The organism is Geobacillus subterraneus, from assembly GCF_001618685.1.
Taxonomy (GTDB): Bacteria; Bacillota; Bacilli; order Bacillales; family Anoxybacillaceae; genus Geobacillus; species Geobacillus subterraneus.
Genome location: NZ_CP014342.1, coordinates 1250500 through 1276263, shown reverse-complemented (window position 1 = coordinate 1276263; position 25764 = coordinate 1250500). Strand labels below are relative to the sequence as shown.

Genomic DNA, 25764 nt, shown 5'->3' with positions numbered 1-25764 from the left:
CGGCATTCGAAAACGCCGGCTCCTTTTTTATCGAACGGCGCAACGGTTTGGACCGATTTCCATTTCCCGTTGTTCGTCTTCTGTCGGATGCAGTTTCCCCATATTGGTCTGCCGAATTTCCTGATAAGCGTTCGGTTGCGGCGGCAAGTTTTCTGTCACGGTACGACGAAACTCTTCATCACTAGAAATATTCAGTCCGTGATTTTTCTTATACAAAATCCCCAACCGTTCAGCGACACTGCCGTCCTCGTTCATTTCCTTCGGCCCCATATAATGGGCTGGCAACACAATTAAATCATCCGCCAATTGTTTATAACGACGATAAAGGGTTTCCCGCAGATCGCTCACCCAGTCTTGCGCTTTCCCCGCCAAATCTGGGCGTCCGATCGAATCAACAAACAAAATATCGCCGGTTAATAAATATTGATCATCTACAATAAACGATGTACTGCCAATCGTATGTCCCGGTGAATACAACGCTTCAATCACGACATGGCCAACGTGGATGCGGTCGCCATCTTGAATCGGTGTGTAGGTAAACGTCACCTCTTCTGCGTCTTTCGGCGGCAAGTAATACGTCGCACCCAGTTCTTCCGCCAACTTACGCCCGCCAGAAATATGGTCGGCATGCAAGTGCGTATCGAGCACATGCTTGATTGTAATGCCGTGTTCGTTCGCAAAACGGACGTAAGCGTCAGTCATGCGGTTCGTATCGATCAACGCCCCCTCACCGTTCGATTCGACAAGATACGAGAGACACCCTTTGCCAAGGCGGACGAATTGGTAAATCGTCCCTCCGCTTTTCAGCTCACCGATTTTTACGGGTTCCAAATGCTCGCTCCATGCCTTCATCCCGCCTTCGATCGAATAAACGTCCGTATAGCCCGCTGCTTCCAACTGTTCGGCCACAAACTCTGACGAACCGCCCTTCGCGCAAACGGCATAAATCGTTTTGCTTTTCTCTTTCGGCAAACGGTCCAAATATGGTTCAATGCCATCCAACACTTCAAAATACGGAATGTTGACGACTTCGACTCCTTTTCCTTCAATACGCCAATCAGCAAAATCTTCGGGATTGCGGGCGTCTACGATAAACAACTCCTCGCCGCGCATAATTTTATTGGCGATCTCTTTGACCGAAATCGTTTTTGCCAACGATATCCCCTCCTGATCTTATGGTTTTGTCAATGGTCCATTATTCTCAACGATGATTCGTCTGATTCCACAATGCCATAATGGCATCTGGATCATACCCGAGCACCCAACGGCCGCCGATTTCGATTTGGGGCACGCCCATTTGCCCCGTCGTTTCCACCAGTCTGCGCGCTGCTTCCGGGTCGAATTCGACATTCACTTCTTTAAACGGAATCCCTTGAGCGCGCAAAAAGTTTTTCGCCATGACGCAGTATGGGCACGTCGTTGTAGTATAAACAGTAACTTGTGCCATGATTCTCTTTCCTCCTCTCTTTCGATTAGAAGGCCAATGTAATATCGGCGTCTTTCGCAAACTGCAGGAACGTCGCTGCTCCCGCCACCTCAATGCCATCGACGAATTGGTTTTTGTCAAGCCCCATGACATCCATCGTCATTTGGCAAGCGATCAGTTTAACACCCATCTCTTGCGCCATTTGAAGCAACTCGGCAATCGATGGAACGTTCGCTTTTTGGAACCCTTGTTGAAAATGCTCTTTCCCTTCAGGAATCGGCAATTGTTTGTGCGCCTCTTTATGGATGAGATTCAACCCTTCAAATGTGAAAAACACGCCGACTTCTGCGTCTGCCGCCGCAGCCGCTGTCGCAATGTTAAACACCTTGTACGCATCAAACAACCCGCCGTTTGCTGCAATAATCGCCACTTTCATCGAAAACAACCTCCTTGAATATTTTCGTCATTATGTTTGAGTACTTAACTCAATTCTATACATACATGTCGCCCAGACACATACATATACATGTATGTGTATTACACTAACCATGTTATCGAATGCTTTTTTGTTTGTCAACAAAAAAGCAGCGTTATTTTCGCTGCTTTTTCAGCGCATCCCCATATTCCCCTGTATCCAATTCCACAGTCACTCACGTTGATGCTCCAAAGAACCATCCACTATAACCGCTATTGAGACACGAACTAAGACGATGGCTATAAACACTTTCTTTACGAACGGCAAAGAAAACAGCCACCCGTGTTCTTTACTTCTTACTATTACTTCGTTCCATTTTCATATCCCCATCAACACTACTTCGCACGATTCATTACACTTTGATTACGGTACTGTAGATGAGCAAATTTGCTAACATAAATTTACAAACTAAACAAAAAAGGAGACATGAACCCGATTCCTTGGTTAGAATAGATGTGCTACCAACTACCCACAAGGAGGTTCATGTCTCATGAATAGATTAGCACATCATCAAGGAATCCACAAGTTTTTCATGACGCTGGGATTGGCGCTTTATTTCTCGAAGCCGGTCATCAAGCATCTCGTTCATCTTGTCGACGCCTTGACGACCAAGGGATGTTCGGGGACATTGACGGATGTCCGGTACTGGAGTTTTCATCCGAATCATCGAACCACGCTCAGCCACTTTTTCACGAAAAGCCCTTGGAACGAGGAAAAACTGCTTGAGAAGCTTCAGGAGTGGGTTCTTCGCCAGATCGAACGCCTGGCCAAACGGACGAATCAACCCCTGTTCCTTTCGATTGATGATACCATTTGCCAAAAAACGAAGCCTTCGTCACGGGCAACGCACGCCATTCAAGGGTGTGACTGGCATTTCTCTCACAGCGATCATCAATTGGTCTGGGGGCATTCGCTTGTTTGGCTGATGGTGCACACCTTCACGCAAGCGTTTCCGTTCGCCTTTCGTCTGTATGACAAGACATCGGGAAGAAGCAAAATCGACCTGGCGATCGAGATGCTTTCCTCGCTCAAGGGGAAGCGGGCTCAGCCGGTGTATGTGCTCGTGGATTCATGGTATCCGTCCCAAGCGCTCATCGAAGCCTGTCTGAAACAAGGATTCCATGTCATCGCCATGCTCAAGACGAACCGGATTCTCTACCCGAAAGGTATCGCCATCCAAGCGAAGGAGTTTGCCCGCTATATCGAGCCAAACGACACCCGCCTCGTCACGGTGGGGAACGAGCGCTATCGTGTCTACCGCTACGAAGGCGCGCTCAACGGTCTTGATGACGCGGTGGTGCTGCTGGCTTGGAAGGCGGATCAACCGATGACGCCGGATCATCTCCATGTCATATTGAGCACCGACCGGGAGCTGAGTGACGAAGACATCTTGCGTTACTATGCCCAGCGCTGGACGATCGAATGCTTTTTCCGGCAGGCAAAAGACCAGCTGAAGCTCGATGGGTACCGTGTTCGCCACGTTCGGGCGGTGAAACGGTATTGGGTCGTGGTGCTGTTAGCCTGCGTATACAGCATCGCGGAATCTCAACAAGACATCTCTTCCGGCCTGGAGCTTCTTCGGTCTCGGAAAGGGCACAGCGTCGTCGAGTTCATCTATGACGCCGCAAAGCAAGATATTCCCATTGATGTGATCAAAAAACAGCTCCATGTCGCCTAAGGGGTCCCCTGTTTGTCTCTTAGGGAATGGAAATTACTGTAATGAAAAATACTCATCTACAGAAATAAGTCAATCAACGATTTCTATTTTAGAAGTATAGATTTTGCTTAGAGAATTTCTTCTCCTACCTTCTTTCCATATTCAAATACGCATGTAGTTGATGACTTGTCCATCTATCCATTATAGAAACAACGATCACCACGAATTCTGTCGATTACCAAAACGTTAATCGTCTTTTTTCTTCCGGATCGAGATAAAGAAATCATTTGCGCTACAAAACTCCAAACTGCTCATCACGCAAATCGGTGATAAACATATGCCCTGGAGCATGAGTAACCATAATTTCCGGCTTTACTTCCATCGCAACAGCCTGAGGTGTAACCCCACAAGCCCAAAACACAGGGACTTCTCCCTCATGTATTGTGACCGGATCACCAAAATCAGGTTGATGAATGTTCTTGATTCCTATCTGTTCTGGATCACCAATATGAATAGGAGCCCCATGAACAGATGGAAAACGGCTTGTGACTTGGACTGCCCTTACCACGTCCTTACGACGGATAGGGCGCATGCTTACAACCATAGGCCCTTCAAATCTTCCTGCTTTTACACACGGAATATTCGTTTTATACATCGGAACATTCCGGCTTTCTTCAATATGGCGAACGGGGATTCCATTATTCATTAGAGCATGCTCAAACGTAAAACTGCACCCTAATAGAAAACCGACCATTTCTTCATTCCAAAGATCAATAATGTCTGTTCTCTCTTCTGTTAGTACGCCATTTCGATAAATCCTGTATTTCGGCAAATCCACACGTAAATCTGCGTTCGGTGCCACCAGGTTTGGAACCCATGATCCTGGCTCCGTCACATCCAATACCGGACAAGGCCTCGGATTGCGTTGGCAAAATAGGAGAAACTCAAACGCCAATTCTTTTGGCAAAACAACTAGGTTAGCTTGTGTATAGCCGTTTGCCACTCCTGCCGTCGGTTTTATCCATTCGTTATTTCGTATCATCCGCCGAGCCTCTGTTGGGTTTATTGATGCAACAGAAAACACTTTACCCTCTCCCCCTTAGATTCTATTTGCCGCTTCCCCTCGAGTAAGCACATGTGACCGAATATCCTGTGTAGTTATTAAGGATGATACTCCTATCCTCATTTATCCACTTTTCCTCTCAAAATACACATGCAACCGATACTCACAAATTTCTTTCGTCCAGTTGTACAAGATTTCTTCATGTTCATGTGCGATGGAAAATTGGAGCGCAAACACATTGTTTGCAAAGGAGATCAGTCCCTTTGAGCTGCCGCTCCATTTCGTCATCGGCATGCGGGCGATCAGTTTGCTCACCTTTTCCTCGTCGTACTCCCAAAGTCGTTTCGTTTCCCCATCGGAAAAATCAACGCGCTTCCGGTATTCTTTTTCTGTTAAATACTGGTGAAAGAACGGTGCCGCTTGTTGCGGAGTGATGGGCTCATGCCAGCCCGAAGGCCCGCGCTCGAGCATGGCTTTTAAGACAACCATTTTATAACTTTTCGACATTACCGTCCGCTCAACCTCAACAAGCCACGGTTCATGCTTAAGAAACACTTCCTTCTCTAAATCCGACAGCTCCCCTGCCCAATAAAGGAAGCCAAAATACGACTTAAACTCTGATTTATATTCCGCTGCTTCACTTCTGCCGTGTAAGTGCAACTCCATGTAGCTCGGACGACGTCCAAGCTCTTGCTTGAGCTGTCTGTAATCGGCCAGCAGCCGTTCTTTGCGCGGTTGGCGTTTTTTCTGCATCTCCTCGAGAAGATGGATGGCCTGGACATCAAGATGCAGTTCGCATGGTTCCGGAACCGTTGGCACAACGGATTCCCTCGCCTTTTTCTTCGTTTCGCCCCGCTGTGCATCAAAGAGGCGCAGTTTGACATCAGCATTGCGGTAGTTTCCGATTAAATCAATGATCACGCAGTAGTCCTTGCCCTCATACAGCCGCAGCCCGCGCCCGACTTGCTGGGTGAAGACGGTCAACGATTCCGTCGGCCGCACGAACAAAAGTGTATCGACAGAAGGAATATCGACCCCTTCATTGAACAAGTCGACGGTGAAAATAGCGTCCAGTTCACGGTGTTCCAACATGGCAATGGCCTGTTGGCGCGGGATGTCCGTTTGCTTCGAGTGAAGGCTGATCGTCCGGTAGCCATGGCGGCGGAAATATTCGCACAAGAAATCGGCTTGCCGAATCGATGAACAAAAAACAAGTGTTCTTGTTTTCTTATATTGCTCCCATGCTCGCAAAATGTTTTCCGCCATCTCCTCGCGAAGCTGCGCTTGAAGCAATTCTTTCTCATCATAGCGGCTGCCGAGCCATTTGATTTGCGAATAATCAGTGTCATCGTACACGCCATAATAGCGAAACGGCGCAAGCCAACCGCGCTGCACTGCTTCAATAAAGTCAATGCGGTAGGCAACGTTTCCATCGCAAATCGCGTACACATCTTTATTGTCGTTCCGATCTGGAGTGGCGGTGATGCCAAGCAAAAACTCCGGCCGGAAATAGCGAAGGACGCGCTCATATGAGCGAGCCGCCGCATGGTGGAACTCGTCGACAATAATCAAGTCAAATGAGTCAGGACGAAACGAAAGCAAATGTTTTTTCATGCTCAGCGTAAAGATCGAGGCAAACACCATATCCGCATTTCCATCTTTTTGATTGCCGTCGTATATACCCGCCGTTCGATCCGGGATCACACGTTCGAACGACTGTTTTGCCTGGCGAAGAATCTCCTCGCGATGGGCGATGAACAGCACTCGCGAAAAACGGCGGGCAAAAAAAGCAGCCAAGTATGTTTTTCCCAACCCGGTCGCCATGACAACCATCGCTTTGTCGTATCCTTCTTCATACGCAGCTTCCAACCGCTCCAATGCCTCAACTTGGGCAAAGCGCGGCTGGATCGTTCCATATGGAGTAGCCGTCTCATGAACAACATCGGCCTTGTCCGCCGTCTCTTCTTCTTGCTTCTTTTCCGTTTCCGACGGAAGCATTAACTCGATTTCCTCTGTCTCAGCCCATGTACGAGATAAGTTGGGATGGCGTTGGTGATTATCTTGATACTGTTTTTCATAGTCAGCGATCGTTTCGGCGTTGACCGGCACCGTTTCCGGAGCGTAAAACAGCTTTAAAAACTGCTCCATCGCTTCGGCAAATACATCTTCATCAACACTTTTATCCAGCCCCACATTCCACTCGATGCCGTCTGTGAGAGCTGAATGAGATAAATTAGAAGACCCGATGATAAAGTAGCCTTGTTCGCTGTCCTCAAACAGATAAGCCTTCGGATGAAACGAAATCCCATCACTTCTAAACAGACGCACTTCGATGTCAGGATGAATCGAAATCAGTTCACACAGCGCTTCCGGCTGGGTGACAAACAAGTAATCACCGATACAAATTTTGATGTCTGCCCCCCGCTCTGCCGCTACCCGCAAACTGTCCTTCAATAGGCGAACCCCGGATTTCATGGCAAACGACGTCAATATGTATATCGTCGATGAGCGGCCTATTTGTTCCTGCAGCTTGTCAATGAGCCGCCGTGAAATCAACTCGACTTTACTCATCATGAACCTCGACTAAAAAAATTTTTTCACGGAAGCCCCCGCGTTCTTCTGCTTTTTTCGCCCGGATTTGTTCCACTTGTTCGATCGAAGCGCCATGACACGCGGCTAAGGCATGAATAATTTCCAACACATCCGCAAGCTCTTCGATGGCGGCCTCGTCGGTCGCTGCCTGAACATACTCCTCAAGCTCTTCAAACGCTTTCTTCTGCAGTTCTTTCTTATATTCTTCCTCATCGAGTATGCGAGCGGTGAACGTTTTTCCGGCTTGTTCGATAATGGCTGGGATGCGGTCGCGAACGAGTTTATTGTATATCGGCATATCTATTCCTCCATCTACGAGACTATACGATTATTTTACAAGATCTCGCCTTTTTTTCATAGAAAGAACAAGCAGAAGGCCCTTTTTCTAAGGACTATTGTTTCTGGCTAAATAAAACTGTTATCAATCGTCACAAAATAACTAAACCAAAAGACTCACATACTCCCCCCTCCTCCGTGCCATATTAAAGAAAAATCGACATGATTCGTGCTTGGAGGCTTGTATGGAATGGCTCATTCTTTGGCTGCTTGTAGCGATCGGCGTCGGTCTGCTTTTGTTTAGTTTCCGCTTGTTGTCGTTGCGGGAAGTGTCGATCTCCTTTCTGCTCAATGCGTATGCGGCGAGTTTTTTCGGTGCGATCGTGGCTGGGGCCGGGCTGCTCGAGTATCCGGTCCGTTTTTTTGCGGCTTATACGGACAATAGTGTCATTTTTGAATATCTTCTCTATCCGGTCGTTAGCGTATATGTGTATGCGACATCAAGGCGTTCGGGCTGGTTGGGCGTGGCGGCGCAATGTGCGGGGTATGCGGCGGTGTTGACGGGGGTAGAGGTAGTATTTGAGCGGTATACGGATTTGATTGAGTACCACCGCTGGACATGGGTGTACTCCTTCGTGACCATGTTTTTCTTAACGCTCGCCGTTCGGCTGCTTGCGGGGCGGGTGGTGGGGAAGACGGAGAAGTAGGCATGTCTACTTTTCCTTTGAAGCGCTATACATATACTATAGCCTATCCGAAAGGGGACAAGAATCGTGGTGCTGTTTGACGTGAAACACCGATTGTACTATGAAGCGATCAATTCGGCGCGGCCGAAAATGGCGCCGGTTCGCCAGGACCGGGCGTGGGGGTATGTCTGGAAAACCGTGAACGGGGAGCCGGTGAAGTTTTGGATCGATTTTCGCCGCGGGCGGTATATGTACTTTGAATACGGCCAGAAGTGGTATCGGGTCGCGTATTTGCAGGCGAATGAACGGAAGTCGGGACACGATGTGCTCGATGGGGCGATGATCGATTTGACCGTCGATGGGCATCGGCTTCTGTTCATGAAAGGGCGCATCCGCCGCCAAGCGGCGCTTGCTGTGTAAGATGCAGGGCTGACGCACTTGCTGGATCATGGGGACACTGAAGCTGCCAGCGAATCCTTGTCCCTCTCTTTCTTCGTCTTGGATACGATGCACATGATGCTTAGAAAGACAGGGAAAAACCACCGTTTCCCCTTCATACAACGGCTTGCGGATATGGAGTGGTCTCTCCATCTGGCGACAAAGTACGGACAAAAACAGCCTAGTTGAAGATGATTTGACACCAAGCCGCACATACTAACCAATAAGCAAAGTCATCATAGGAGACGATGAACGGATGGACCGAATCCATTTGTGGGGGTTGCTTGTTGTTGGCATCATTCTACTATTTTTCAGCTTGCGAACCCCGCCCATCAAAGACAAAATTTTAGTGTTTCTGTTAAAAGCGTACTTTTCCTCGTTTTTTGGCGTTATTGTTGTGGAAGCCAAGCTGTTAGAGTACCCTGTCCGTTTTTTAGGCAAATATTTTGAAGCGAGCATTCTTTTTGAATACTTTCTTTATCCGACCGTTTGTGTTTATTTTTACCAAACTTCGTACCATTCCCGCCTGCCTGGAATTATTGTCCAGTGCGCATTGTATGCCGGTGTTTTGACAGTCGTTGAGGTGTTTTATGAAAAGTACACGGATTTGATTGAATACCACCGATGGACGTGGATGTATTCGTTTCTCACCATTTTCGTTTTATCGTTTTCCGTTCGGATGCTCATGAAGCTGATTCATAGGTGGGGGCAGGCAACTGGCTAGGAGGATGGGGATTGACCCAACAATAAAGCCCAACCATCCCCCTTCGCCATTTGAGAATCAAGATGGACGCTCGATTTCTTGTTTCCCGAAAACCGTTGACGGAAGGATGCCAAACATGCGAAAAACAACCATCGGCGGCAAAGAGCCCCTCGCTCCTTGCCGCCTCCTTTTTTATGCCCACCACATCTCGGGCAGTTCTTCTTTAAACTGCACGTGCTTGAGGAGCGCCACCGCTTTGGACAGCCCTTCGTCGATCGAGACGAGCATGTCTTCATGCTCGATGGAGAGCACATAGTCATAGCCGACGGCGCGCAAGGCGCTGACGATGTCGCGCCACCGTTTTTCACTTTGCCCGTAGCCGACGGTGCGGAACACCCACGAGCGGTCAAGAATTTGGCTGTAATGTTTCGTATCCAGCACGCCGTTTTTGCGGATGTTCGCTTCGTCCAAGTACGTATCTTTCGCATGGACGTGGAAAATCGCTTTTTCGCGGCCGAGCCATTTGATCGCTTCGACTGGGTCGATGCCTTGCCAAAGGAGATGGCTCGGGTCGAAGTTGGCGCCGATCGCCTCGCCGACATGCTCGCGCAGTTTGAGGAGCGTTTCCGGATTGTAGACGACAAAGCCCGGATGCATTTCAAAGGCGATTTGATGAATGCCGTGCTCCTTGGCGAACGCCGCTTCTTCGCGCCAGTACGGAATGACGACTTCGTCCCATTGCCATTTTAAAATGTCCAAGTAGTCCGGCGGCCAGGAGCACGTGACCCAGTTCGGGTATTTGGCGCCAGGGTGGTCGCCCGGGCAGCCGGAGAAGGCGTTGATGACCGGGACTTCGAGCTGCTCGGCGAGTTTTACTGTTTTCCGCCACGTGTCATGCGATTGTTTCGCAAACGCTTTGTCCGGATGGAGCGGGTTGCCGTGGCAGCTGAGCGCGCTGATGATGAGTCCGCGGTCGTGAACCGCTTTTTTCAACGCCTTGATTTTTTCCGGCTGGTCTAACAGGTCATCCGGATCGCAATGGGCGCTGCCCGGGTAATTGCCGGTGCCGAGCTCGACGGCCTCAATGCCCATCGCGGCCACTTTGTCGAGCATGTCTTCAAACGGCAGCTGTTGATACAAGACGGTAAATACGCCTACTTTCATTGATGTTTCTCCCCCTTCTTGCGGTGTAGGGCCGGTCAGTCGGCGGCCGGCCCCACCGTGTCGTTTTGTTTTGGCGCGCCGTTCGCGCCCGTGCTGGCCGCGCTGACGCTGTTTATTCCGCCACCCGCACCCATTGTTTCGTCCGGTGGCTTTCCAAAATGGCGTCAACGATCGTCATCGTATGATGGCCGTCGGCGATCGTCGCAAACGGCAGCTCGCCGAGCGCCTCGCCGCGCTGTTTCCGGCTGATGGCGCTGTAAAAGTCTAAGAACAAGTTTTTCAGCCCGTCCGGCCAGCCCTCTTCATGGCCGCCCGGGTAATGGGCGAGCGAGGCGGCACGCGGCGACAAGAGCGCCGGGTCGCGGACGACTTCTTCGTTCGGGCCGTTGCGGCGCCCGACCCAGAGGCGGTTCGGGTGCTCCTGATCCCAGGCGAGCGTCATGGCATCGGTGGCGATTTCAAAATAGAGCCGGTTTTTCCGGCCGGCGCTCACTTGAGAAATCGTGAATGCGCCGTGGGTGCCGTCAGCAAAATGGACGAGCACGCTGCCGCCGTCTTCCGTATCAATCTGGACCGGTTCGGCGTCTTGAGCGCGTCCGGATGTGAACGTGCTTCCTTCCTGCTTCGGCTTGTAGCGAACCGGATGGACGGTGCGCAAATCGGCGAACACTTCGACGATGCGTTTGCCGAGCACGTATTGCACTGTGTCGCACCAGTGCGAGCCGATGTCGGCGATGGCGCGCGACGGGCCGTTTTGCGCCGGATCGAGCCGCCAGTTGTAGTCGGTGTCATAAAGGAGCCAGTCTTGCACATAGCCGCCATAGACGAAATGGACGCGCTTCGCTTCGCGGGCGAGCCGCTCTTTCGCCTCAGCGACGAGCGGGTAGTGGCGGTAGTTGAAGCAGACAGCGCTCAAACCCGGGCTTTTGTCCGCCAGTTGTTTCAGTTCGGTCGACTGCTCGCTGTCCATGGCGAGCGGCTTTTCCGACAACAAATGTTTCCCCGCCTCCAGCACGGCCTTGTTAATCGGAAAATGCAAGACGTTGCGCGTGCAGTTGTGGACCGCTTCCACGTCCGAGTCGTCAATCAGCGCCCGGTAGTCGCCGTACGCTTTCGGAATCCCGAACCGGCGCGCGGCTTCCTCCGCTTTTTCTTGGCTGCTTGAGGCAATGGCGACAATGTTCACAAACGGCAGGCGGCGGAGCGTCTCGATATGGGACGAGGCGGAAAAGCCCGTGCCGACGATGCCGACGTTGATCGGTTTCATCGCGCTGTTCCCCCTTGTTTCGCTTTGATCGGTTCCAGCGGCTTGACGTTGCCGAAGACGATTTCCCCGCGGTTGACCGGCGCGGCCCAGCGGGCGGCGTTGGCGATCACTTTCAGCACATCTGGATGATGGTACGTCGGATACGTTTCATGGCCGGGGCGGAAGTAGAAAATTTTCCCTTTCCCGCGCGTGAACGTGCAGCCGCTGCGGAACACTTCCCCGCCTTCAAACCAGCTGATGAAAATCGTTTCGTCCGGCTCCGGAATGTCGAAAAACTCACCGTACATTTCTTCCTGTTCAAGCTCGATGTACGGTCCGATCCCTTCGACGATCGGATGGCCCGGGGCGACGACCCAGAGACGCTCCTTTTCATCCGCCTCGCGCCATTTCAAATTGCATGTCGTTCCCATCAGCTTTTTGAAAATTTTCGAGAAATGTCCGGAGTGGAGAACAATAAGCCCCATTCCTTCAAGCACGCGGCGGTGGATGCGTTCAACCACTTCGTCTTTCACTTCGTCATGGGCGATATGCCCCCACCAGACGAGAACGTCGCACCGGTCGAGCACCTCATCGGTCAAGCCGTGCTCCGGTTCATCCAACACGGCGGTCGCTGTGTCAAACCCGGCTTCAGCCAAGTAGCTCGCGATGACGGTGTGCATCCCTTCCGGATAAATGGCTCTTACTTTTTCATTTTTCTTTTCATGGCGAAATTCGTTCCAGACGACGACGCGGATCGGTGTTGTCATATGTTCTTCCCCCTCGATTGGATTTCGGCTTGCCGCGGCAAGCACAAAGCAGTTGATCTTTACCATTCAATGCGGACTTGCCGCCCTTGTTCGGACGAGGCATAAATCGCTTCCAGCACTTTGGCGATCGTGAGTCCTTGTTCCGCCGTGCAAAGCGGTGATGTGTTCCCGGCGATGCTCGTCAAGAAATGGTCAAGGAGCGCCACCCGTTCGCCTTGATCGTCAAAATGGAGGGTGACATCCGCTGGAACGCCGTGTTCATGGCGGAACCATTTCACTTCTTGGCGGTTTCCAGCCACATTCCACTCCCAGCGCACGCCGCCTTCGGTGCCAAGAAACTCGACATACGCCCGCTCCTCTTCGATGTGCGACGCCCAGCTCGTCTCAAGCAGCACCGTCGCGTCGTTTTCGAGCTGGATGAACGCCGAAGCGAAGTCTTCGACCGTATACGAGGCGGTTGGCGCAAACGCCGTTCCCGGCCATGCCCCTTGGTGGCGCGGGCCAAATTTGGCGTACGTTTTCCCCGTCACCGCGATCGGATTCGGGTTTCCAAGCAGCCAAAGCGTGACATCAAGCATATGAACGCCTAAGTCGATGAGCGGACCGCCTCCGGAGCGCTCACGGTCAAAAAACCACGCCCCCCATGCGGGAATGCCGCGGCGGCGCACCCAGCCCGTTTTCGCGTAATAAATGTCGCCGAACGCGCCTTCTGCGATGCGTTCATGAAGCCATTGCGCCGCTTGACGGAATCGGTTGTTCAGCGAGACCATAAATTGTTTCCCCGATTCGTCGCGGGCGCGGATGATGGCATCCGCTTCTTCCGCTTTCGTTACCATCGGCTTTTCGCAAAGAACGTGTTTTCCGGCCCGCAAGCTGTCGACCGCCACTTGGGCGTGCAAAAAGTTCGGCACGGTGATGATGACGGCATCGACATCTGGTGAGGTGAGCAGCTCTTTGTAGTCGCTGTACACGTTGCGAATGCCATACGTTTTCGCTTTTTCCACGGCTGCTTGTTCATTGACGTCGCAAATCGCCTGCAAGACGGCGCGCTCCGAAAGCTTTAGCGCCGCTTTGATGTGTTCGTTGGAAATCCCTCCAGCTCCAATCAAGCCGAGGCGGATTGGGCGTGCGTTTTCCATATCGATTTCCCCCTTGCGTTCATTTGTTTTCGCGCGACTTGCTTCCACGTCGCCTCTATTATTTGTTTGAAGTAACACCCTTTGTGATGTAATCGATTACATCACATTTACAAAAAAACTGACCTGCTCCTCTGCCGCCGGGGAAGGGAGCGCTTCCATCAAACTAGACGCTCCCCCCCACACGAGTCGCGAATGATGAGGTGGTCAGGCAAAACAAACTGGCGGCGGCTGACCTCGCCCCCTTCGATCAGCTGAAGCAACAGCTCCATCGCTTTTTGGCCGATCTCAAACATCGGCTGGGCGATCGTCGTGAGACTCGGTTCAAAAATCGAGGCCATTTGAATGTCGTCAAATCCGACGACCGCCACATCGTCCGGAACGCGCCCGCCGCGGTGGCGGACCGCCTTGATCGCCCCGATCGCCATCTCATCGTTGGCGGCGAAAATGGCGGTCGGCGGCTCTTCAAAGGCGAGCAGCTTCAATGTCATGTTGTATCCCGATTCGTAGGAAAAGTCGCCTTCTTGCACGAGCCCTGGGTCGGCATCGATTCCATGCTGCGCCAATGCTTGGTAGTAGCCGCGCAACCGATCGCGGCTCAAAATGATGTTCATCGGCCCGGACAGATGGGCGATGCGGCGATGGCCAAGGCGGATCAAGTGCTCTGTCGCCTTGCGGGCGCTGCTGATGTTATCGATCGAAACGGTCGGGATGTCCGTCCCTTCCAAATACTCGCACGCCAAGACGATTGGAAACTGCCGCGTCATTTCTTCCATCAGTTCTTTCTGGATGCGAGCGGTTAAAAAAATCATCCCGTCCACTTGTCTTTGCGGCAGCACATTCAAATATTGCTCCTCAAGCCGGGCGTCATTTTGCGTATCGCCGAGCAGCACCTGATAGCCATGCTCGAGGGCGACCGCTTCAATGCCGCGCAACACCTTTGAGAAAAACGGATTCGTAATATCGGGCACAACGACGAGCACCGTTTCGGTCTCCATCCTCCGCAAATATCGGCCAAGCACGTTCGGCTGGTAGTTCAGCGCTTCAATGGCTTCGAGCACGCGCTGCCTCGTCTCCTCCGTGACGTTGTCCGCGTTGCGCAATACGCGCGACACGGTGGCCGTCGATACGTTTGCCCGCTTCGCTACGTCTTTTATGCTTGCCATCGGTGTAGTCCTCTCAGTTATGTAATCGATTACATCTCCATCGTATCGGAAAGACAGGGCAATTGTCAAGCGTTGTTTTTTCAATCCGTCTTAGACATGGTTTGCCCCTTTCTCATAGGCTAAAAAGATCATCCCGTATCAAGAAAGCTTCTACGCAAGCGTAAGCATGGGACGAATCGATGCTTCTCACTCCAACCGCAAGCGTAGGCGGGACAAGATTCAAATCTTAGTCTCTATAAAAGACTTATCACATGATGAATCCGGGCATTGTCCAAGACTAGCGCACCCCCGCTCTTTCGACAAGAGCCAGAAGTCCAGCAACATTTGCGGTGTTGGCAGGCCGGTGCTTGTATAAATGGGAAGTAAATACAAAACAGAGGTTTTTCCTAGTTATCCATTTTTTATATTTTCCATGCAGGATTTTTTCTTCTGTTCACGAATCAGTATTGATGTAAAGTTTCAAAGTGAGGTGATCGAATGGCCATTGACCATGACCGATTGTTCAAAGAACTAATCCAAACGTTCTTCGAAGAGTTTATTCTCCTCTTTTTCCCCGAGATGCACGAACACATTGATTTCAGCCATTTGTCCTTTCTGTCCGAAGAACTGTTTACCGATGTCACGGCAGGTGAAAAATACCGCGTCGATCTATTGGTTGAGACGAAGCTGAGAGCAGAAGACGGATTGATCATTGTGCATGTAGAAAACCAGGCGTACATCCAACTGTCATTCCCCGAGCGAATGTTTCTTTATTTCAGCCGTCTGTTCGAAAAATACCGCACCCGCATCGTTCCGATCGCCGTCTTCAGCTATGATACCCTCCGTGATGAACCATCCTTGTTTTCGATTGAGTTTCCCTTTGGTGAGGTGCTAAAGTTTCACTTTTTTCCCGTAGAGCTGCGCAAGAAACATTGGCGGGATTATATTCGGCATAACAATCCGATTTCGGCTGCCCTTCTTGGCAAAATGGGGTATACTGAAAGTGAAAAAATCGAGTTAAAAAAAGAGTTTTTGCGCATGTTGGTGCGATTGGAGCTGGATGAAGCGAGGCAAAGGCTGTTGTTGGGCTTTTTTGAAACATATGTGAAGCTGTCGGAGGAGGAAGAGCAACAACTGCAAAGAGAGGTGAAGGCGATGGAAACAAAAGAAAAAGAGAAAGTATTGGAGCTGATCATTTCCTATGAGCAAAAGGGAAGGAAAGAAGGATGGGAAGAAGGGATGAAACGCGGGCTTCAACAAGGGATCAAGCAAGGAATGGAAGAAGGAATGAAACAGGGAATGAAACAGGGAATGAAACAGGGAATGAAACAGGGAATGAAGCAACTGATCCGCAACATGGCGCGCAAAGGAATGACGGAGAAAGACATTGCCCAGTTGGTGGATCTTCCAGTGAAAGATGTTCAGGCATTGCTTAAAGAGTAGGAAAATAAAAAACAAGGGGATGGCTCTGGGAGATGCCCAACGAAGACGGTTGGCGAAACGGCCAACGGATCGCCGTATGAGCGGCATGTCCTAGTTGCTGAAGGACTTCCGCATTGGTAAAGACTGTGACCTACAAAGATGTTTAACGTAATTTCCGAAAGAAGTCTCCCACCTCAAGGAATGTGAAGGGTGATCGCCCAATAAGTAGGTGGGAGATGAATTTCGGTTGGCCATCGCCGATGAATATGATCGTCTATGGTTCAAACGGACACCTTCGGAACGAAGGGAAGCGTAAAGGGTTGTTGTGTGTAGCTTACCGTTCAGTGAACACGCACAAGTCGCTTGAACCCCCCACCTCCCTCTAAGCGAAGCGTAGGTGGTGGGTAGTTCACCCAAACATATCCGACCGTCCACACTGCAAGCAGACAAGGTAAAAGGGCGCCTTTGCGTTCAGGCAAAGGCGCCCGCAACATGGAAGGGGGCTCGGATTAATCAAGCGCCTGGCGCGCTCGGTCTTGCAGCATTTTCACCCCGGCCAGCGAGATCAAGCCCATGACGACGATATAGAAGGAGATGGCCGTTGCACTCCCGTATTTATGCAGCAGCCACGTGCTCACGAGCGGCGCCGGGCCGCCGGCGATGATCGATGCCAACTGGTAGCCGAGCGAAGCGCCGCTGTAGCGCAGGCGCGTCGGGAAGTTTTCAGCGATCATGGCTGCCTGCGGACCATACAGCATACCATGGAACACCATGGCAATGATCGTCGCCAACATAATCAGACCTACGCTTTTTGTGTTGACGAGCCAATAATACGGGAACGCCCAAAGCATAAGCAAAATGACGCCTGTCATATAGACGCGCCGCCGCCCCCACCGGTCGGATAAATGGCCGGAATACACAATGGAAAGCGCATTGATAATGGCCGCAATAATCGTCGCATTGACGAAAATGCTTTTGTCCATTTTCAAAAATGTCGTTCCGTAGCTGACGATAAACGTAACAAAAATATAGAACGACCCGTTTTCGATCACCCGTGCGAGCGCGGACCAAAGAATTTCACGCGGATGTTTGGCGAGAACCTCGCCGACCGGCATCTTGCTCGTTTCTTGTTTTTTCATCGCTTCTTGGAACAGCGGCGATTCGAGCACTTTCAGCCGGATATATAGGCCGACGGCAATCAACAGGAAACTAAGCAGAAACGGCACACGCCACCCCCACGCATAAAAGCTGTCACCGCCAGTCGCGAGCATTAATGTCGTCACGAGCGAAGAGGACAACAGCCCAAACGGCACGCCCATCTGCGGCAGCGAAGCCATCAATCCGCGCCGTTTTCCTTCTTCCCACTCCATCGCAATCAAAATGGCGCCGCCCCATTCTCCGCCGACTCCGATGCCTTGAATGAGACGGAGTATGGTCACCAAGACTGGGGCCCATAAGCCGATTTGTTCGTACGTTGGCATCAAACCGATCAACGCCGTCGCCAGCCCCATCAACAACAAAGTGGCGACCAACGTCGCCTTCCGGCCGATTTTATCGCCGAAATGGCCGAAAATCGCAGCCCCGACCGGCCGGGCGACAAACCCTAAGGCGAACGTTGTAAACGACTGCATAAGCGCTACGTACGGGTCGCTTTGCGGGAAAAAGAGCTGCGGAAACACAAGCGCGGCCATCGTCCCGTAAAGGAAGAAATCATACCATTCAATCGTCGTGCCGACCACACTCGAAATCGCGGCCCGCCTTTTTTGGCGTTTTAATTCCGCCGCATCCATCGTCGTTGTCACTGCTGCCAACACCCCTTTCATCATATGTGAAACCGCGGAAAAACGAATGAATAATAGCTGAAGCAGCTCTAGCCGATTACCCTTTAATGTTAGCGCTTACAAAAACCATCTTTCTCTTTCACGACGGCTTCCAAAGCAGCGCCCCGACCGCTGTTCACCTCTTTCCTTCCCGCGCCACAAGCACATGCACAACCGCATCGATGACCGTCTCACCGTGTTGGTTGACGACTTGTTGATGCACCGTGACAAGCCCCGCTGTCTCGCCCCGCTCAGTCAACTGCCTCACTTCCGATTCAACGTAAATCGTATCGCCGATTTTCACCGGGCGGACGAAGCGGAGCGCGTCGATGCCGTAAAAAGCGAGCACACATCCCGGCTCCATCATCCATAGCCCAGTCGCTGCCGACATTGTCAGCATCCCGTGGGCGATCCGTTCGCCAAACCGTGTCTGCCTCGCATATTCTCGGTCCGTATGCAGCGGATAAAAATCACCGGAAACGCCGGCAAACTGCACAATATCGGCCTCGGTAATCGTCCGCCCACGCGACCGATAGCGCTCGCCTACGGCATACCCTTCAAAAGGTCGGTCAAAACGCAATGAAATCCCCCTTTCGTTTCATGTTCAAAAAGAGTCAACCCATCCCCACCCCCTTTCAAGCAACGGAAAAACGATTCGCTGATCAATTTTTTGCAATTTTCAGTATATTTCAGGCGAACTATCATCGAAAATCACGAGACATAACCGCTCGGGTCTTCACAACGGTTTGGCCTCATACTTGTCACTAACATATGAATGAGAAGTGGCGGATAGAACGGTTATTTATGATTTCTTGTTTCTAAACGGCTGTAATAATGTAACAGGCTAGTCCCCTCACCTCTACTCGAGAACAAGGCAATGTTAGCAGCGAAAAGCTTATGTCTAGGTAGCCATCTTCTAAACGGTGGAGTTGATAAGTGGAGGAGTGTCACTTATCTTTCATAGTCGTATCAATAAAAACTCCCGGACTGTTCCGTCCGGGATCGCCATCTCACACCTCCACCGTCCTCCCTTCCTCAACGACATGGTAAAGCAAATGCGCCAAATGGTGGATCGGGCCATATTCTTCCTCGCCGTCTTCAGCCATTTCTTCTTCGTCGGCGAATTCGAGGTCGTTCAAATAGAGCGCCATAAACTCGTAAAAATCTTTTAGCTCGAAGCTGTAGCACGCGCTCGGGTCTTCGTTGTCCTCCTCATACTGAAGCATTAAGTAGGACACATTCCCTTCGTTGTCTTCAGCGTCAAAAAAGACAAAATAGCCGATGTTCGTGTCAAGATCAAACAAATGCCGCGTTCCGCCTTCGGTCGCTTTGTCAAATTCGTCTTGGCTCAACTTGCCGACGTTCATCGCTTCCACATCATCTTCACGGTGAAACTGGACCGTAAATGTTTTCACTGTCATTCCCTCCTCCAAAAATGCTTAATGAATACGTTTTGGACAGCCGCTCAAGCAGCTTGATCCCGGTGAGACTGTTCCCTTTCTCATCGAGCGCCGGGCCGAAAATGCCGATGCCGCACCGCCCAGGGACGGCGGCGAGAATGCCGCCCGAGACGCCGCTTTTAGCGGGGATGCCGATTTTGATCGCAAACTCCCCGGATGCATTGTACATGCCGCACGTGACCATGAACGTTTTGCAAATGCGGGCGACATCAAGCGGCATGAGCGGCTCACCCGAATGCGGGTCGCGCCCGTCAAGCGCGAATACTAAGCCAATGCGCGCCAAATCGATGCATGTCATCTCAATGGCGCATTGCTTCGTGTACAAGTCCATCAACTCTTCGACGTCTTCATCAATAATGCCGTGCTGCTTTAAAAAATAGCAAAGCGACCGGTTTAAAAACGCGGTTTCAAACTCCGATTGAGCCACTTCTTTTGAATACGTAATCTGTTCGTTGCCTGCCAATCGGCGCACGAACGCCAACAGCCGCCCGAGCCGCTCTTCGACCGAACGGCCGCGGATCATGTGCGTCACCGCCAATGCCCCGGCGTTAATCATCGGGTTAAGCGGTTTGGCCGGCTGCACTTCCTCGAGCTTGGCGATCGAGTTGAACGGGTCTCCTGTCGGCTCCATGCCGACTTTGCGGAACACGTCATCTTCTCCGTGATCCATCAACACAAGGGCCAAGGCAAGAATTTTGGAAATGCTTTGCAGCGTCACTTTCACCGTTACATCGCCGGCGCTTACCACTTCGTCGTCCGGCGTGTAAATGGCGATCGACAGCTCACTTGGGTTCGCCTTGCCTAAGGCGGGGATGTAGTCAGCCACTTTTCCGTAGCGGGCGTACTGCTTCGCTTCTTCGACAAAGCGGGCCAGTTCTTCTTGATTGTACACATTCATCACCGATCGTTAGTATCGCCTGTTTTTTCCGTTTCTATGCCCAAACGGTTCAAACAGCAGCAATTACCGATAGGTTCGCTTTGCCCTCGCCAAGCGGGGCCGCCGGCAAACAACGGCCCCGCTCCTCTCAAGATGTCCTTAGCCTGTTGTTTGAACGGCATCTGTTTTTTCTTGTTCTTCCTCCGCAAACACGTTTTTCAAATCGATTGCAAATCCGGGAAAGGGGCGGACAGGAATCGTCTCATCGCGAACATACATCCCTTGATGGCGGAATCTCCCTTCTTCGAGCACATAGACATCCATCGTCTTTCTCTAACAACCTTGTTGTAGGCAAGGGAGAACGGTTTCAAGTATAATGAATAAAGAGGTGAGGAGCATGCAAGAAGCCATCAATATGTCCCCGTCCCCGTCATGGGAACATCAAATCGTTTGCGACAATCTTGTTTCCATGATCAAAGGAAAAAGCCCATGCCAACCGATTTCCAACTTATCCGTGAAACTCGAAAAGAACGGAAACGTGATGAACGAGTTTATCCAGCCGGATGTCGCTGTCTATTGCGAACGGCCGGAAAAAATCATCGGCGGCTATAAGGGGCGGCCGCTCATTGTCATCGAAGTTGTCAGCCCGTCAACCTACAAAATCGATGTGACGCTGAAAAAAGATTTGTACTGCGCCTACGGAGTGGAAGAATACTGGATCGCCGACCCCTACAACAAAACGATCCGTCAGTGCACACTCGAACATGATCGATACGCCGAAACGATCATCGCCTGTGGCGAAATGTTCGATTCTGTCATCGGAACGATTGACACAGCGCTCGTGTTCCAAGGCGTGTAGAAAACAGGAAACGCCCGATATGGACGAAGCGAGACGGTCTGTCCGAAAGTTGCTTGATTTTGGCATCGAGACGGTCGGCTGTTACCACAGCGGAGTGTGCCGCGGCCAGATTCGCAAACAGTTGGAGCGAATGGCCCGATCGATGGCATCCCCCCCCCGTTTCAGAGCACGGTTAATCCATGGCTGACAGACGAAGCCTCGTCGGATGCCGATGGCCTTTCAACGGCATCCTTTTCTGACTTCATGGAAAATTAGCCATTGATCTTATCCTGTTTTTCTTGTATAATGAAGTATGTCTGACCAACCTCTTCGGGATGTAGCTCAGCTTGGTAGAGCACACGCATGGGGTGCGTGGGGTCGCAGGTTCAAATCCTGTCATCCCGATCGATCGAAGGAGACCAGCCGGAAAACGCCCGGCTGGTTTTTTTGTTCTCTCACGCGTTTCCTCCTCGTGACGCTGTTTTCCCCTAGGAAATCAACCCGATCTGCCTTCCTGCCCAAGCGATACGGTCAACGGCCATATCAACGTCTTCTGCCGTCATGGCGGCGGTGACGGAAAAGCGAATGCGCGCCGTTCCCTCAGGGACGGTCGGCGGCCGGATGGCGATGGCGGCAATGTCCGCTTCCTGCAGCAACTCGCTCATCGCCACAGCTTGGTCGTTCGGACCGACGATCACGGGAACGATCGGCGTCTCGCTGCCGCCGGTGCCAAAGCCGAGCTGTGTCAGTTTCGTGCGGAACCGTTCACTTAAGGCATGCAGACGCCCGCGCCGCTCCGGCTCGGATTGGACGATATGAATGGCCGCTTCATTGGCCGCAAGGACAGCGGGCGGCAAGGCGGTCGTAAAAATGAAGCTGCGGGCGCTGTTTATCAAGTAGTCGATCAGCCACGGCTCGCCAGTTACATACGCCCCGAAGCTGCCGAGCGCTTTGCTGAAGGTGCCGATGGCGATCACATTTTCTTCCTTCTCAAGCCCGAAATGACAAAGCAGCCCTTCGCCGTTTGGTCCAAACACCCCGCCGCTGTGCGCTTCATCGACAACCAACATCGCGCGGTAGCGCCGTTTCAGCTCGACAAGCTCCGATAATGGCGCCAGATCGCCATCCATGCTGAAGACAGCATCGGTGACGATCCATTTTCGTTTGCCCGGCGGAGATTGCCTTAATAATGCTTCCAACTGATCGACGTCATTATGCCGATAGCGGAAACAGGCGGCTTTGCTCAGGCGAATCCCGTCAATTAAGCTTGCATGGTTCCACTCGTCACTAAAGACGAGATCATCGCGGCGAATCAGCGCCGTCAGCACACCGATATTCGCGGTATAACCGCTGTTGAAAATGAGCGCAGCCTCCGCTTGTTTCCACTGTTTCAGCGCAGCTTCGGCCCGTTCGTACAGCGGATGGTTGCCGACGACGAGCCGCGATGCCCCCGCCCCAGCCCCGTACCTTTGCATCGCCTCGCAGCCCGCTTCAATGAGCCGTTGGTCATCCGCTAACCCCAAATAATTATTGGACGCTAAATTCAACATCGGCTTTCCGTTTAGGATGACCGAAGCGCCTGATGCCTCCGCTCGGCACAGCTGGCGTTTTTGCGCTTTTTGCTCTAGTTTGTTCAACTCGAAACAAATCTCTGTTTTCATCTTCATCCCCCTATATGTAAACTATTTATAAAATAAAGTTTACAAAATAATCCGCTAATTCACTAGTACCGTCTGTACAGTTTGTTTAATTGATTATTTAGAACAATGTTTATTTATATAAGTCAGTGACTGCTGCGTCGGTCCTTTTTTCTCTTTATGCATAGCCCGTCCCTCAAAAAGTCATACTATATCTGTCTGAAACGTCCCTATTTCCGTTCATCTTGCGAACTAAGGAGGTGCTGAAAATGGATGCTCGTCGGGCGCAAGAAATCGCCTCATCGCCAGTGATGGCGAATGTCACGTACAACGGCCAGCGCATTTACATTGAGCATGTCGATCAGCAAAAAGGGATGGCAACCATCCATCCGCTTGACAATCCGAATCAAAAACAAAGCGTGCCGGTCGCCAGCTTAGAAGAGCATTCGTAACCACAAAAAAGCGGGAGAAGGAATCGTCCTTTCTCCCGCTTTTTTGTTAATCAGCCGTTACCTCTTCCCGCGTTTTATAGGCGTCTTGCACAGCTTGTTCCCTCATCGACGCGCGGCCTGCCGTCCGGGCATCAGCGGTGCGGACAGATTTGTCGCTGCGCTTGTTGTTCGCTTTTCTCTCCATCGCGATTCCCTCCTTCGTCTCTAGCATGCCCTGAATGACAAGCGGTTACTATCGCGAAGGAGCAAAACACTGCCCGATCTAATGGATGACTAAACGATCTTACACTTTTTCCAACAACTCGATCCGGTTGTGAAACGGATCGCGAAAGGAAAAACGCTTCACCCCTGGGATCGGTTTTTCATCTTGCGTCACGACGCCTTGTGATTCCAAATAACGGCGCGCGGCTTCGACATCTTCCACTTCAAACGCCGGGTGGCTTTTGCTGTTGTAGCCGTCGCGGTTTTCTGCTCCAATATGGAGCTCGATATCGCCGACTTTGTACCAAAGCCCACCGTTTGCCTTCAGCGACTCAGGTTTTTCGATTTCCTGAAAACCGAGCACATCCGTATAAAACGCCCGCGCCTCATCTTCAGCGCCAAATGGAATACAAATTTGCACATGATCAAGCCGTTTGATCCGAATCATCGTTCCTCTCCCCCCTGTGCGAATGCCGGTTTGATCCGGCGGATGAACGAAACCGCCGCAACCGCCCAAATGAGCAGCACTCCCTCGACCACCCAAATGTTTTTGACCACTTTCGCTTGATAGAGCGCCGGCAAGACGTCCATCGCCGCGTGAAGCAAAATCGCGTACAGGACATAACGGAACTGCCGCTGGCGCACGCCAAGCAAAACAAGGAGCGACAGCGCCACATGCACCGCCAAAGCAAACAGCCGTTCAAAGCCGCCCAACACGTACATTGCCAACGGCGTGTGCAGCACTTGTTCCTTGATCAGCTCCGCCTGGCCTGCCGGGAGCGACGGGGCGATCGTTTTGTCGAAGGCGCCTGATTGAATCAAACTCAGAAGCACAATCGCGTTCACAGCGCCAAACACGCCAAGCAGCATCGCTTCCACCCCGCCGTGCCCAAGCCCGAATGACAGGCCGTCGCCATACGTCCGGTTTTGTTTCAACAGCCAGCGAAACCCGACATAACGGCCGATTTCCTCAAACACACCGGCGGCCAGCGCGGCGTACAACACAAAGAGCCAAACGCTGTCCGTCCCTTTCAGCGCCGGCCGTCCTGGTTCAAGGACAGCGATGTGAAGCGCTTTTTCCAACACTTGTGAAAACACGAAAAACATCAGCGCTCCGATGCCGAGCGCTTTCCACGAAAGCCATCCTTTTTTTCTTCCGTACCATGCGAGACCAACTGGAACAAACAATGAAATGGAGAGCTGCACCGCCGCACCGATCATTCCCACGTCCTCTCCCCCTCCCGCTTATTTATGAACGGTTGCGCTGTTCTTGCTGCTCATAAAGAAACGATCGAACGATGAGATACAAATTGCCGACAACGATGATGACGAGAAACAAAACAGCCCTCATCTCTCCGCGCCAAAACGCGGTGAGCATCGACAAAATCCCCATCGCGGTAAATACTTTGCCGCCAAGACGGTGCGTTTTATGCCAAACCGTCTCACTCGCTAATGTCCACGGTGTGCGAATGCCGATGAAATAATTGTGTTTGATTTTCGGCATATAATTTCCGATGACAAGAAACAGACCGCCGATGGCAAGCGGCACGGCCGCCCCAACATCGATGGAAAATCCAAGGTTGTACGCCAATGTCACGGCATGCAGCGCCAAGAAAAAGCAGGAAAGCGCCGCATTGACAATACGATAGCTTTTTTGAAAGCGGGCGTAGTTTTCTCTTTTCGGGTCGAGCTTCGGCAAGACCGCCATTAAAAGCGTGAACACCGTCATGAGAACGGGCAGCAGCAACGCGCCAAACCATTTGCTGCTGAAGCCATCAGCTTCCCCTGATGCGTTCCAATGGATCGCCACTTGATCCGGCAAATACGGAAGGGCGGCCACACTCAAGAAATAAGCGAGAACCGTCAACACGATCGTCAGCCGGCTAACGTTCATCATGTCTCTCCCCCTTTTCGACAAAATCGTAAAACCAGCGAAGCAAATCTTGAAACACTGTCGTGTTCAGAGAGTAGTAGATATGCTGTCCCTCACGCCGGTCTTGCACCAAATCAGCCTGCTTTAGAATTTTCAAATGATGCGATACGCTCGGTTTTTGCATATCAAAGTGCGAAGCGATTTCCCCTGCCGTCAAATCCCCCGTTCGCAGCAACGTTAAAATTTTTCGGCGCGTCGGATCAGCAATCGCTTTAAACGCCTCGTTGAACGACAATGGTAATCCCACCTTGTGAACGATTTTGGATGCATCTTAAGGAGTTGGAAGCCACCGGGAGAGCTTTCATTTGTCGTTGCCTCTTATGCGCCAATGTGACAGGTTTTCATACATA

At 51.5% G+C, this 25764-nt stretch carries 30 protein-coding genes and 1 tRNA gene; 9 read left to right on the top strand and 22 right to left on the bottom strand.

Annotation, left to right across the window (positions count from 1 at the left end):
• Positions 1 to 27 precede the first annotated feature (27 nt).
• Genes GS3922_RS06380 through GS3922_RS06370 form a run of 3 tightly spaced genes read right to left on the bottom strand, consistent with a single transcriptional unit; the run spans position 28 to position 1862 of the window.
• Positions 28 to 1155: an MBL fold metallo-hydrolase gene (locus tag GS3922_RS06380; RefSeq protein WP_063165668.1), complete on the bottom strand. Its 1128-nt coding sequence runs from the start codon at positions 1153 to 1155 to the stop codon at positions 28 to 30.
• A gap of 46 nt (positions 1156 to 1201) precedes the next feature.
• The gene (locus GS3922_RS06375) at positions 1202 to 1447 is read right to left on the bottom strand and encodes a glutaredoxin family protein (RefSeq protein WP_011231561.1); all 246 of its coding nucleotides are present in this window, start codon (positions 1445 to 1447) and stop codon (positions 1202 to 1204) included.
• 25 nt (positions 1448 to 1472) lie between these two features.
• The gene (locus GS3922_RS06370) at positions 1473 to 1862 is read right to left on the bottom strand and encodes a DsrE/DsrF/DrsH-like family protein (RefSeq protein WP_020278573.1); all 390 of its coding nucleotides are present in this window, start codon (positions 1860 to 1862) and stop codon (positions 1473 to 1475) included.
• Between the two features lie 529 nt (positions 1863 to 2391).
• Between GS3922_RS06370 and GS3922_RS06365 the strand changes: the two genes are divergently transcribed.
• Positions 2392 to 3579, top strand: coding sequence for an IS701 family transposase (locus GS3922_RS06365; protein WP_063164742.1), 1188 nt, complete (start codon positions 2392 to 2394; stop codon positions 3577 to 3579).
• A gap of 271 nt (positions 3580 to 3850) precedes the next feature.
• Here the strand turns inward: GS3922_RS06365 and GS3922_RS06360 are convergent, their stop codons facing one another.
• The 3 genes from GS3922_RS06360 to GS3922_RS06350 form a co-directional block, all read right to left on the bottom strand.
• The gene (locus tag GS3922_RS06360) at positions 3851 to 4600 is read right to left on the bottom strand and encodes a putative hydro-lyase (RefSeq protein WP_236933447.1); all 750 of its coding nucleotides are present in this window, start codon (positions 4598 to 4600) and stop codon (positions 3851 to 3853) included.
• 144 nt (positions 4601 to 4744) lie between these two features.
• A complete protein-coding gene (locus GS3922_RS06355; protein WP_063167328.1) occupies positions 4745 to 7192 on the bottom strand; it encodes a DEAD/DEAH box helicase family protein in 2448 nt (815 codons plus the stop codon).
• Positions 7185 to 7511 carry a nucleoside triphosphate pyrophosphohydrolase gene (locus GS3922_RS06350; RefSeq protein ID WP_063165666.1) on the bottom strand — a complete coding sequence of 109 codons (327 nt, stop codon included), beginning with the start codon at positions 7509 to 7511 and terminating at the stop codon, positions 7185 to 7187. Before GS3922_RS06350 ends, GS3922_RS06355 begins: the two co-directional genes overlap by 8 nt.
• A 223-nt stretch (positions 7512 to 7734) precedes the next feature.
• Between GS3922_RS06350 and GS3922_RS06345 the strand changes: the two genes are divergently transcribed.
• The 3 genes from GS3922_RS06345 to GS3922_RS06335 all read left to right on the top strand — a co-directional run bounded on the left by GS3922_RS06345 (position 7735) and on the right by GS3922_RS06335 (position 9337).
• A complete protein-coding gene (locus GS3922_RS06345; protein WP_063165665.1) occupies positions 7735 to 8196 on the top strand; it encodes a CBO0543 family protein in 462 nt (153 codons plus the stop codon).
• Between the two features lie 66 nt (positions 8197 to 8262).
• Positions 8263 to 8595 carry a hypothetical protein gene (locus GS3922_RS06340; protein ID WP_063165664.1) on the top strand — a complete coding sequence of 111 codons (333 nt, stop codon included), beginning with the start codon at positions 8263 to 8265 and terminating at the stop codon, positions 8593 to 8595.
• Positions 8596 to 8869: 274 nt separating this feature from the next.
• Positions 8870 to 9337, top strand: coding sequence for a CBO0543 family protein (locus GS3922_RS06335; RefSeq protein ID WP_063165663.1), 468 nt, complete (start codon positions 8870 to 8872; stop codon positions 9335 to 9337).
• Between the two features lie 171 nt (positions 9338 to 9508).
• On the opposite strand, the gene GS3922_RS06330 is transcribed toward GS3922_RS06335, so the two are convergent.
• The 5 genes from GS3922_RS06330 to GS3922_RS06310 form a co-directional block, all read right to left on the bottom strand.
• Positions 9509 to 10480 (bottom strand): sugar phosphate isomerase/epimerase family protein, encoded by a 972-nt coding sequence (locus tag GS3922_RS06330; RefSeq protein WP_063165662.1) that lies wholly within the window; start codon positions 10478 to 10480, stop codon positions 9509 to 9511.
• A gap of 112 nt (positions 10481 to 10592) precedes the next feature.
• Positions 10593 to 11747: a Gfo/Idh/MocA family protein gene (locus tag GS3922_RS06325; RefSeq protein WP_063165661.1), complete on the bottom strand. Its 1155-nt coding sequence runs from the start codon at positions 11745 to 11747 to the stop codon at positions 10593 to 10595.
• Positions 11744 to 12493, bottom strand: a complete 750-nt coding sequence (locus tag GS3922_RS06320; protein ID WP_063165660.1) for a ThuA domain-containing protein — start codon at positions 12491 to 12493, stop codon at positions 11744 to 11746. The genes GS3922_RS06325 and GS3922_RS06320 overlap by 4 nt, the downstream gene beginning before the upstream one ends.
• 59 nt (positions 12494 to 12552) lie before the next feature.
• Positions 12553 to 13632 carry a Gfo/Idh/MocA family protein gene (locus GS3922_RS06315; protein WP_063165659.1) on the bottom strand — a complete coding sequence of 360 codons (1080 nt, stop codon included), beginning with the start codon at positions 13630 to 13632 and terminating at the stop codon, positions 12553 to 12555.
• Positions 13633 to 13790: 158 nt separating this feature from the next.
• On the bottom strand, positions 13791 to 14795 hold the full coding sequence (locus GS3922_RS06310) for a LacI family DNA-binding transcriptional regulator (RefSeq protein WP_063165658.1): 1005 nt from the start codon (positions 14793 to 14795) through the stop codon (positions 13791 to 13793).
• A gap of 477 nt (positions 14796 to 15272) precedes the next feature.
• Between GS3922_RS06310 and GS3922_RS06305 the strand changes: the two genes are divergently transcribed.
• Complete coding sequence (locus tag GS3922_RS06305) at positions 15273 to 16217, top strand: RpnC/YadD family protein (RefSeq protein ID WP_063165657.1); 945 nt, start codon at positions 15273 to 15275, stop codon at positions 16215 to 16217.
• A gap of 488 nt (positions 16218 to 16705) precedes the next feature.
• On the opposite strand, the gene GS3922_RS06300 is transcribed toward GS3922_RS06305, so the two are convergent.
• The 5 genes from GS3922_RS06300 to GS3922_RS17585 all read right to left on the bottom strand — a co-directional run bounded on the left by GS3922_RS06300 (position 16706) and on the right by GS3922_RS17585 (position 20677).
• Complete coding sequence (locus tag GS3922_RS06300) at positions 16706 to 18019, bottom strand: MFS transporter (RefSeq protein ID WP_063167327.1); 1314 nt, start codon at positions 18017 to 18019, stop codon at positions 16706 to 16708.
• Between the two features lie 133 nt (positions 18020 to 18152).
• A complete protein-coding gene (locus tag GS3922_RS06295; RefSeq protein ID WP_063165656.1) occupies positions 18153 to 18596 on the bottom strand; it encodes a MaoC/PaaZ C-terminal domain-containing protein in 444 nt (147 codons plus the stop codon).
• Between the two features lie 430 nt (positions 18597 to 19026).
• The gene (locus GS3922_RS06290; protein ID WP_063165655.1) at positions 19027 to 19431 is read right to left on the bottom strand and encodes a hypothetical protein; all 405 of its coding nucleotides are present in this window, start codon (positions 19429 to 19431) and stop codon (positions 19027 to 19029) included.
• On the bottom strand, positions 19400 to 20374 hold the full coding sequence (gene glsA, locus GS3922_RS06285) for a glutaminase A (protein ID WP_063165654.1): 975 nt from the start codon (positions 20372 to 20374) through the stop codon (positions 19400 to 19402). Before glsA ends, GS3922_RS06290 begins: the two co-directional genes overlap by 32 nt.
• A gap of 138 nt (positions 20375 to 20512) precedes the next feature.
• Positions 20513 to 20677, bottom strand: a complete 165-nt coding sequence (locus GS3922_RS17585; RefSeq protein ID WP_156485820.1) for a hypothetical protein — start codon at positions 20675 to 20677, stop codon at positions 20513 to 20515.
• A 73-nt stretch (positions 20678 to 20750) separates the two neighbouring features.
• On the opposite strand from GS3922_RS17585, the gene GS3922_RS06280 reads away from it, so the two are divergent.
• The 3 genes from GS3922_RS06280 (at position 20751) to GS3922_RS06275 (ending at position 21596) form a co-directional block, all read left to right on the top strand.
• The gene (locus GS3922_RS06280) at positions 20751 to 21212 is read left to right on the top strand and encodes a Uma2 family endonuclease (protein ID WP_063165653.1); all 462 of its coding nucleotides are present in this window, start codon (positions 20751 to 20753) and stop codon (positions 21210 to 21212) included.
• Positions 21213 to 21231: 19 nt separating this feature from the next.
• Entirely contained in the window at positions 21232 to 21399 is a 168-nt protein-coding gene (locus GS3922_RS17580; protein ID WP_156485819.1) for a hypothetical protein, read from the top strand.
• Positions 21400 to 21522: 123 nt separating this feature from the next.
• Positions 21523 to 21596, top strand: a tRNA-Pro gene (locus GS3922_RS06275).
• An 83-nt stretch (positions 21597 to 21679) separates the two neighbouring features.
• On the opposite strand, the gene bioF is transcribed toward GS3922_RS06275, so the two are convergent.
• Entirely contained in the window at positions 21680 to 22852 is a 1173-nt protein-coding gene (gene bioF / locus GS3922_RS06270) for an 8-amino-7-oxononanoate synthase (protein WP_063165652.1), read from the bottom strand.
• Positions 22853 to 23097: 245 nt separating this feature from the next.
• On the opposite strand from bioF, the gene GS3922_RS06265 reads away from it, so the two are divergent.
• Positions 23098 to 23280: a small acid-soluble spore protein H gene (locus tag GS3922_RS06265; RefSeq protein ID WP_063165651.1), complete on the top strand. Its 183-nt coding sequence runs from the start codon at positions 23098 to 23100 to the stop codon at positions 23278 to 23280.
• A gap of 46 nt (positions 23281 to 23326) precedes the next feature.
• On the opposite strand, the gene GS3922_RS17820 is transcribed toward GS3922_RS06265, so the two are convergent.
• The 5 genes from GS3922_RS17820 to GS3922_RS06245 form a co-directional block, all read right to left on the bottom strand.
• Positions 23327 to 23464 (bottom strand): hypothetical protein, encoded by a 138-nt coding sequence (locus GS3922_RS17820; RefSeq protein ID WP_168157878.1) that lies wholly within the window; start codon positions 23462 to 23464, stop codon positions 23327 to 23329.
• A 99-nt stretch (positions 23465 to 23563) separates the two neighbouring features.
• On the bottom strand, positions 23564 to 23929 hold the full coding sequence (locus GS3922_RS06260) for a VOC family protein (RefSeq protein ID WP_063165650.1): 366 nt from the start codon (positions 23927 to 23929) through the stop codon (positions 23564 to 23566).
• Positions 23926 to 24708 (bottom strand): YhfC family intramembrane metalloprotease, encoded by a 783-nt coding sequence (locus GS3922_RS06255; protein WP_063165649.1) that lies wholly within the window; start codon positions 24706 to 24708, stop codon positions 23926 to 23928. Before GS3922_RS06255 ends, GS3922_RS06260 begins: the two co-directional genes overlap by 4 nt.
• Positions 24709 to 24730: 22 nt before the next feature.
• Entirely contained in the window at positions 24731 to 25378 is a 648-nt protein-coding gene (locus GS3922_RS06250) for an SdpI family protein (protein ID WP_063165648.1), read from the bottom strand.
• Positions 25365 to 25649, bottom strand: coding sequence for an autorepressor SdpR family transcription factor (locus GS3922_RS06245; RefSeq protein ID WP_063165647.1), 285 nt, complete (start codon positions 25647 to 25649; stop codon positions 25365 to 25367). Before GS3922_RS06245 ends, GS3922_RS06250 begins: the two co-directional genes overlap by 14 nt.
• Positions 25650 to 25764: the final 115 nt, after the last annotated feature.

Bases quoted from the DNA above. Each gene is read 5' to 3' on its own strand.
- GS3922_RS06355 (WP_063167328.1), bottom strand. From the start codon at position 7,192: ATGAGTAAAGTCGAGTTGATTTCACGGCGGCTCATTGACAAGCTGCAG.
- GS3922_RS06310 (WP_063165658.1), bottom strand. From the start codon at position 14,795: ATGGCAAGCATAAAAGACGTAGCGAAGCGGGCAAACGTATCGACGGCC.
- GS3922_RS17580 (WP_156485819.1), top strand. From the start codon at position 21,232: ATGGACGAAGCGAGACGGTCTGTCCGAAAGTTGCTTGATTTTGGCATC.
- GS3922_RS06300 (WP_063167327.1), bottom strand. From the start codon at position 18,019: ATGAAAGGGGTGTTGGCAGCAGTGACAACGACGATGGATGCGGCGGAA.
- glsA (WP_063165654.1), bottom strand. From the start codon at position 20,374: ATGAATGTGTACAATCAAGAAGAACTGGCCCGCTTTGTCGAAGAAGCG.
- GS3922_RS06320 (WP_063165660.1), bottom strand. From the start codon at position 12,493: ATGACAACACCGATCCGCGTCGTCGTCTGGAACGAATTTCGCCATGAA.
- GS3922_RS06335 (WP_063165663.1), top strand. From the start codon at position 8,870: ATGGACCGAATCCATTTGTGGGGGTTGCTTGTTGTTGGCATCATTCTA.
- GS3922_RS06370 (WP_020278573.1), bottom strand. From the start codon at position 1,862: ATGAAAGTGGCGATTATTGCAGCAAACGGCGGGTTGTTTGATGCGTAC.
- GS3922_RS06280 (WP_063165653.1), top strand. From the start codon at position 20,751: ATGCAAGAAGCCATCAATATGTCCCCGTCCCCGTCATGGGAACATCAA.
- GS3922_RS06375 (WP_011231561.1), bottom strand. From the start codon at position 1,447: ATGGCACAAGTTACTGTTTATACTACAACGACGTGCCCATACTGCGTC.
- GS3922_RS06360 (WP_236933447.1), bottom strand. From the start codon at position 4,600: ATGATACGAAATAACGAATGGATAAAACCGACGGCAGGAGTGGCAAAC.
- GS3922_RS06345 (WP_063165665.1), top strand. From the start codon at position 7,735: ATGGAATGGCTCATTCTTTGGCTGCTTGTAGCGATCGGCGTCGGTCTG.
- GS3922_RS17585 (WP_156485820.1), bottom strand. From the start codon at position 20,677: ATGGATGTCTATGTGCTCGAAGAAGGGAGATTCCGCCATCAAGGGATG.
- GS3922_RS06315 (WP_063165659.1), bottom strand. From the start codon at position 13,632: ATGGAAAACGCACGCCCAATCCGCCTCGGCTTGATTGGAGCTGGAGGG.
- GS3922_RS06305 (WP_063165657.1), top strand. From the start codon at position 15,273: ATGGCCATTGACCATGACCGATTGTTCAAAGAACTAATCCAAACGTTC.
- GS3922_RS17820 (WP_168157878.1), bottom strand. From the start codon at position 23,464: ATGGAGAGAAAAGCGAACAACAAGCGCAGCGACAAATCTGTCCGCACC.
- GS3922_RS06250 (WP_063165648.1), bottom strand. From the start codon at position 25,378: ATGATGAACGTTAGCCGGCTGACGATCGTGTTGACGGTTCTCGCTTAT.
- GS3922_RS06260 (WP_063165650.1), bottom strand. From the start codon at position 23,929: ATGATTCGGATCAAACGGCTTGATCATGTGCAAATTTGTATTCCATTT.
- GS3922_RS06330 (WP_063165662.1), bottom strand. From the start codon at position 10,480: ATGAAAGTAGGCGTATTTACCGTCTTGTATCAACAGCTGCCGTTTGAA.
- GS3922_RS06365 (WP_063164742.1), top strand. From the start codon at position 2,392: ATGAATAGATTAGCACATCATCAAGGAATCCACAAGTTTTTCATGACG.
- GS3922_RS06350 (WP_063165666.1), bottom strand. From the start codon at position 7,511: ATGCCGATATACAATAAACTCGTTCGCGACCGCATCCCAGCCATTATC.
- GS3922_RS06325 (WP_063165661.1), bottom strand. From the start codon at position 11,747: ATGAAACCGATCAACGTCGGCATCGTCGGCACGGGCTTTTCCGCCTCG.
- GS3922_RS06265 (WP_063165651.1), top strand. From the start codon at position 23,098: ATGGATGCTCGTCGGGCGCAAGAAATCGCCTCATCGCCAGTGATGGCG.
- bioF (WP_063165652.1), bottom strand. From the start codon at position 22,852: ATGAAAACAGAGATTTGTTTCGAGTTGAACAAACTAGAGCAAAAAGCG.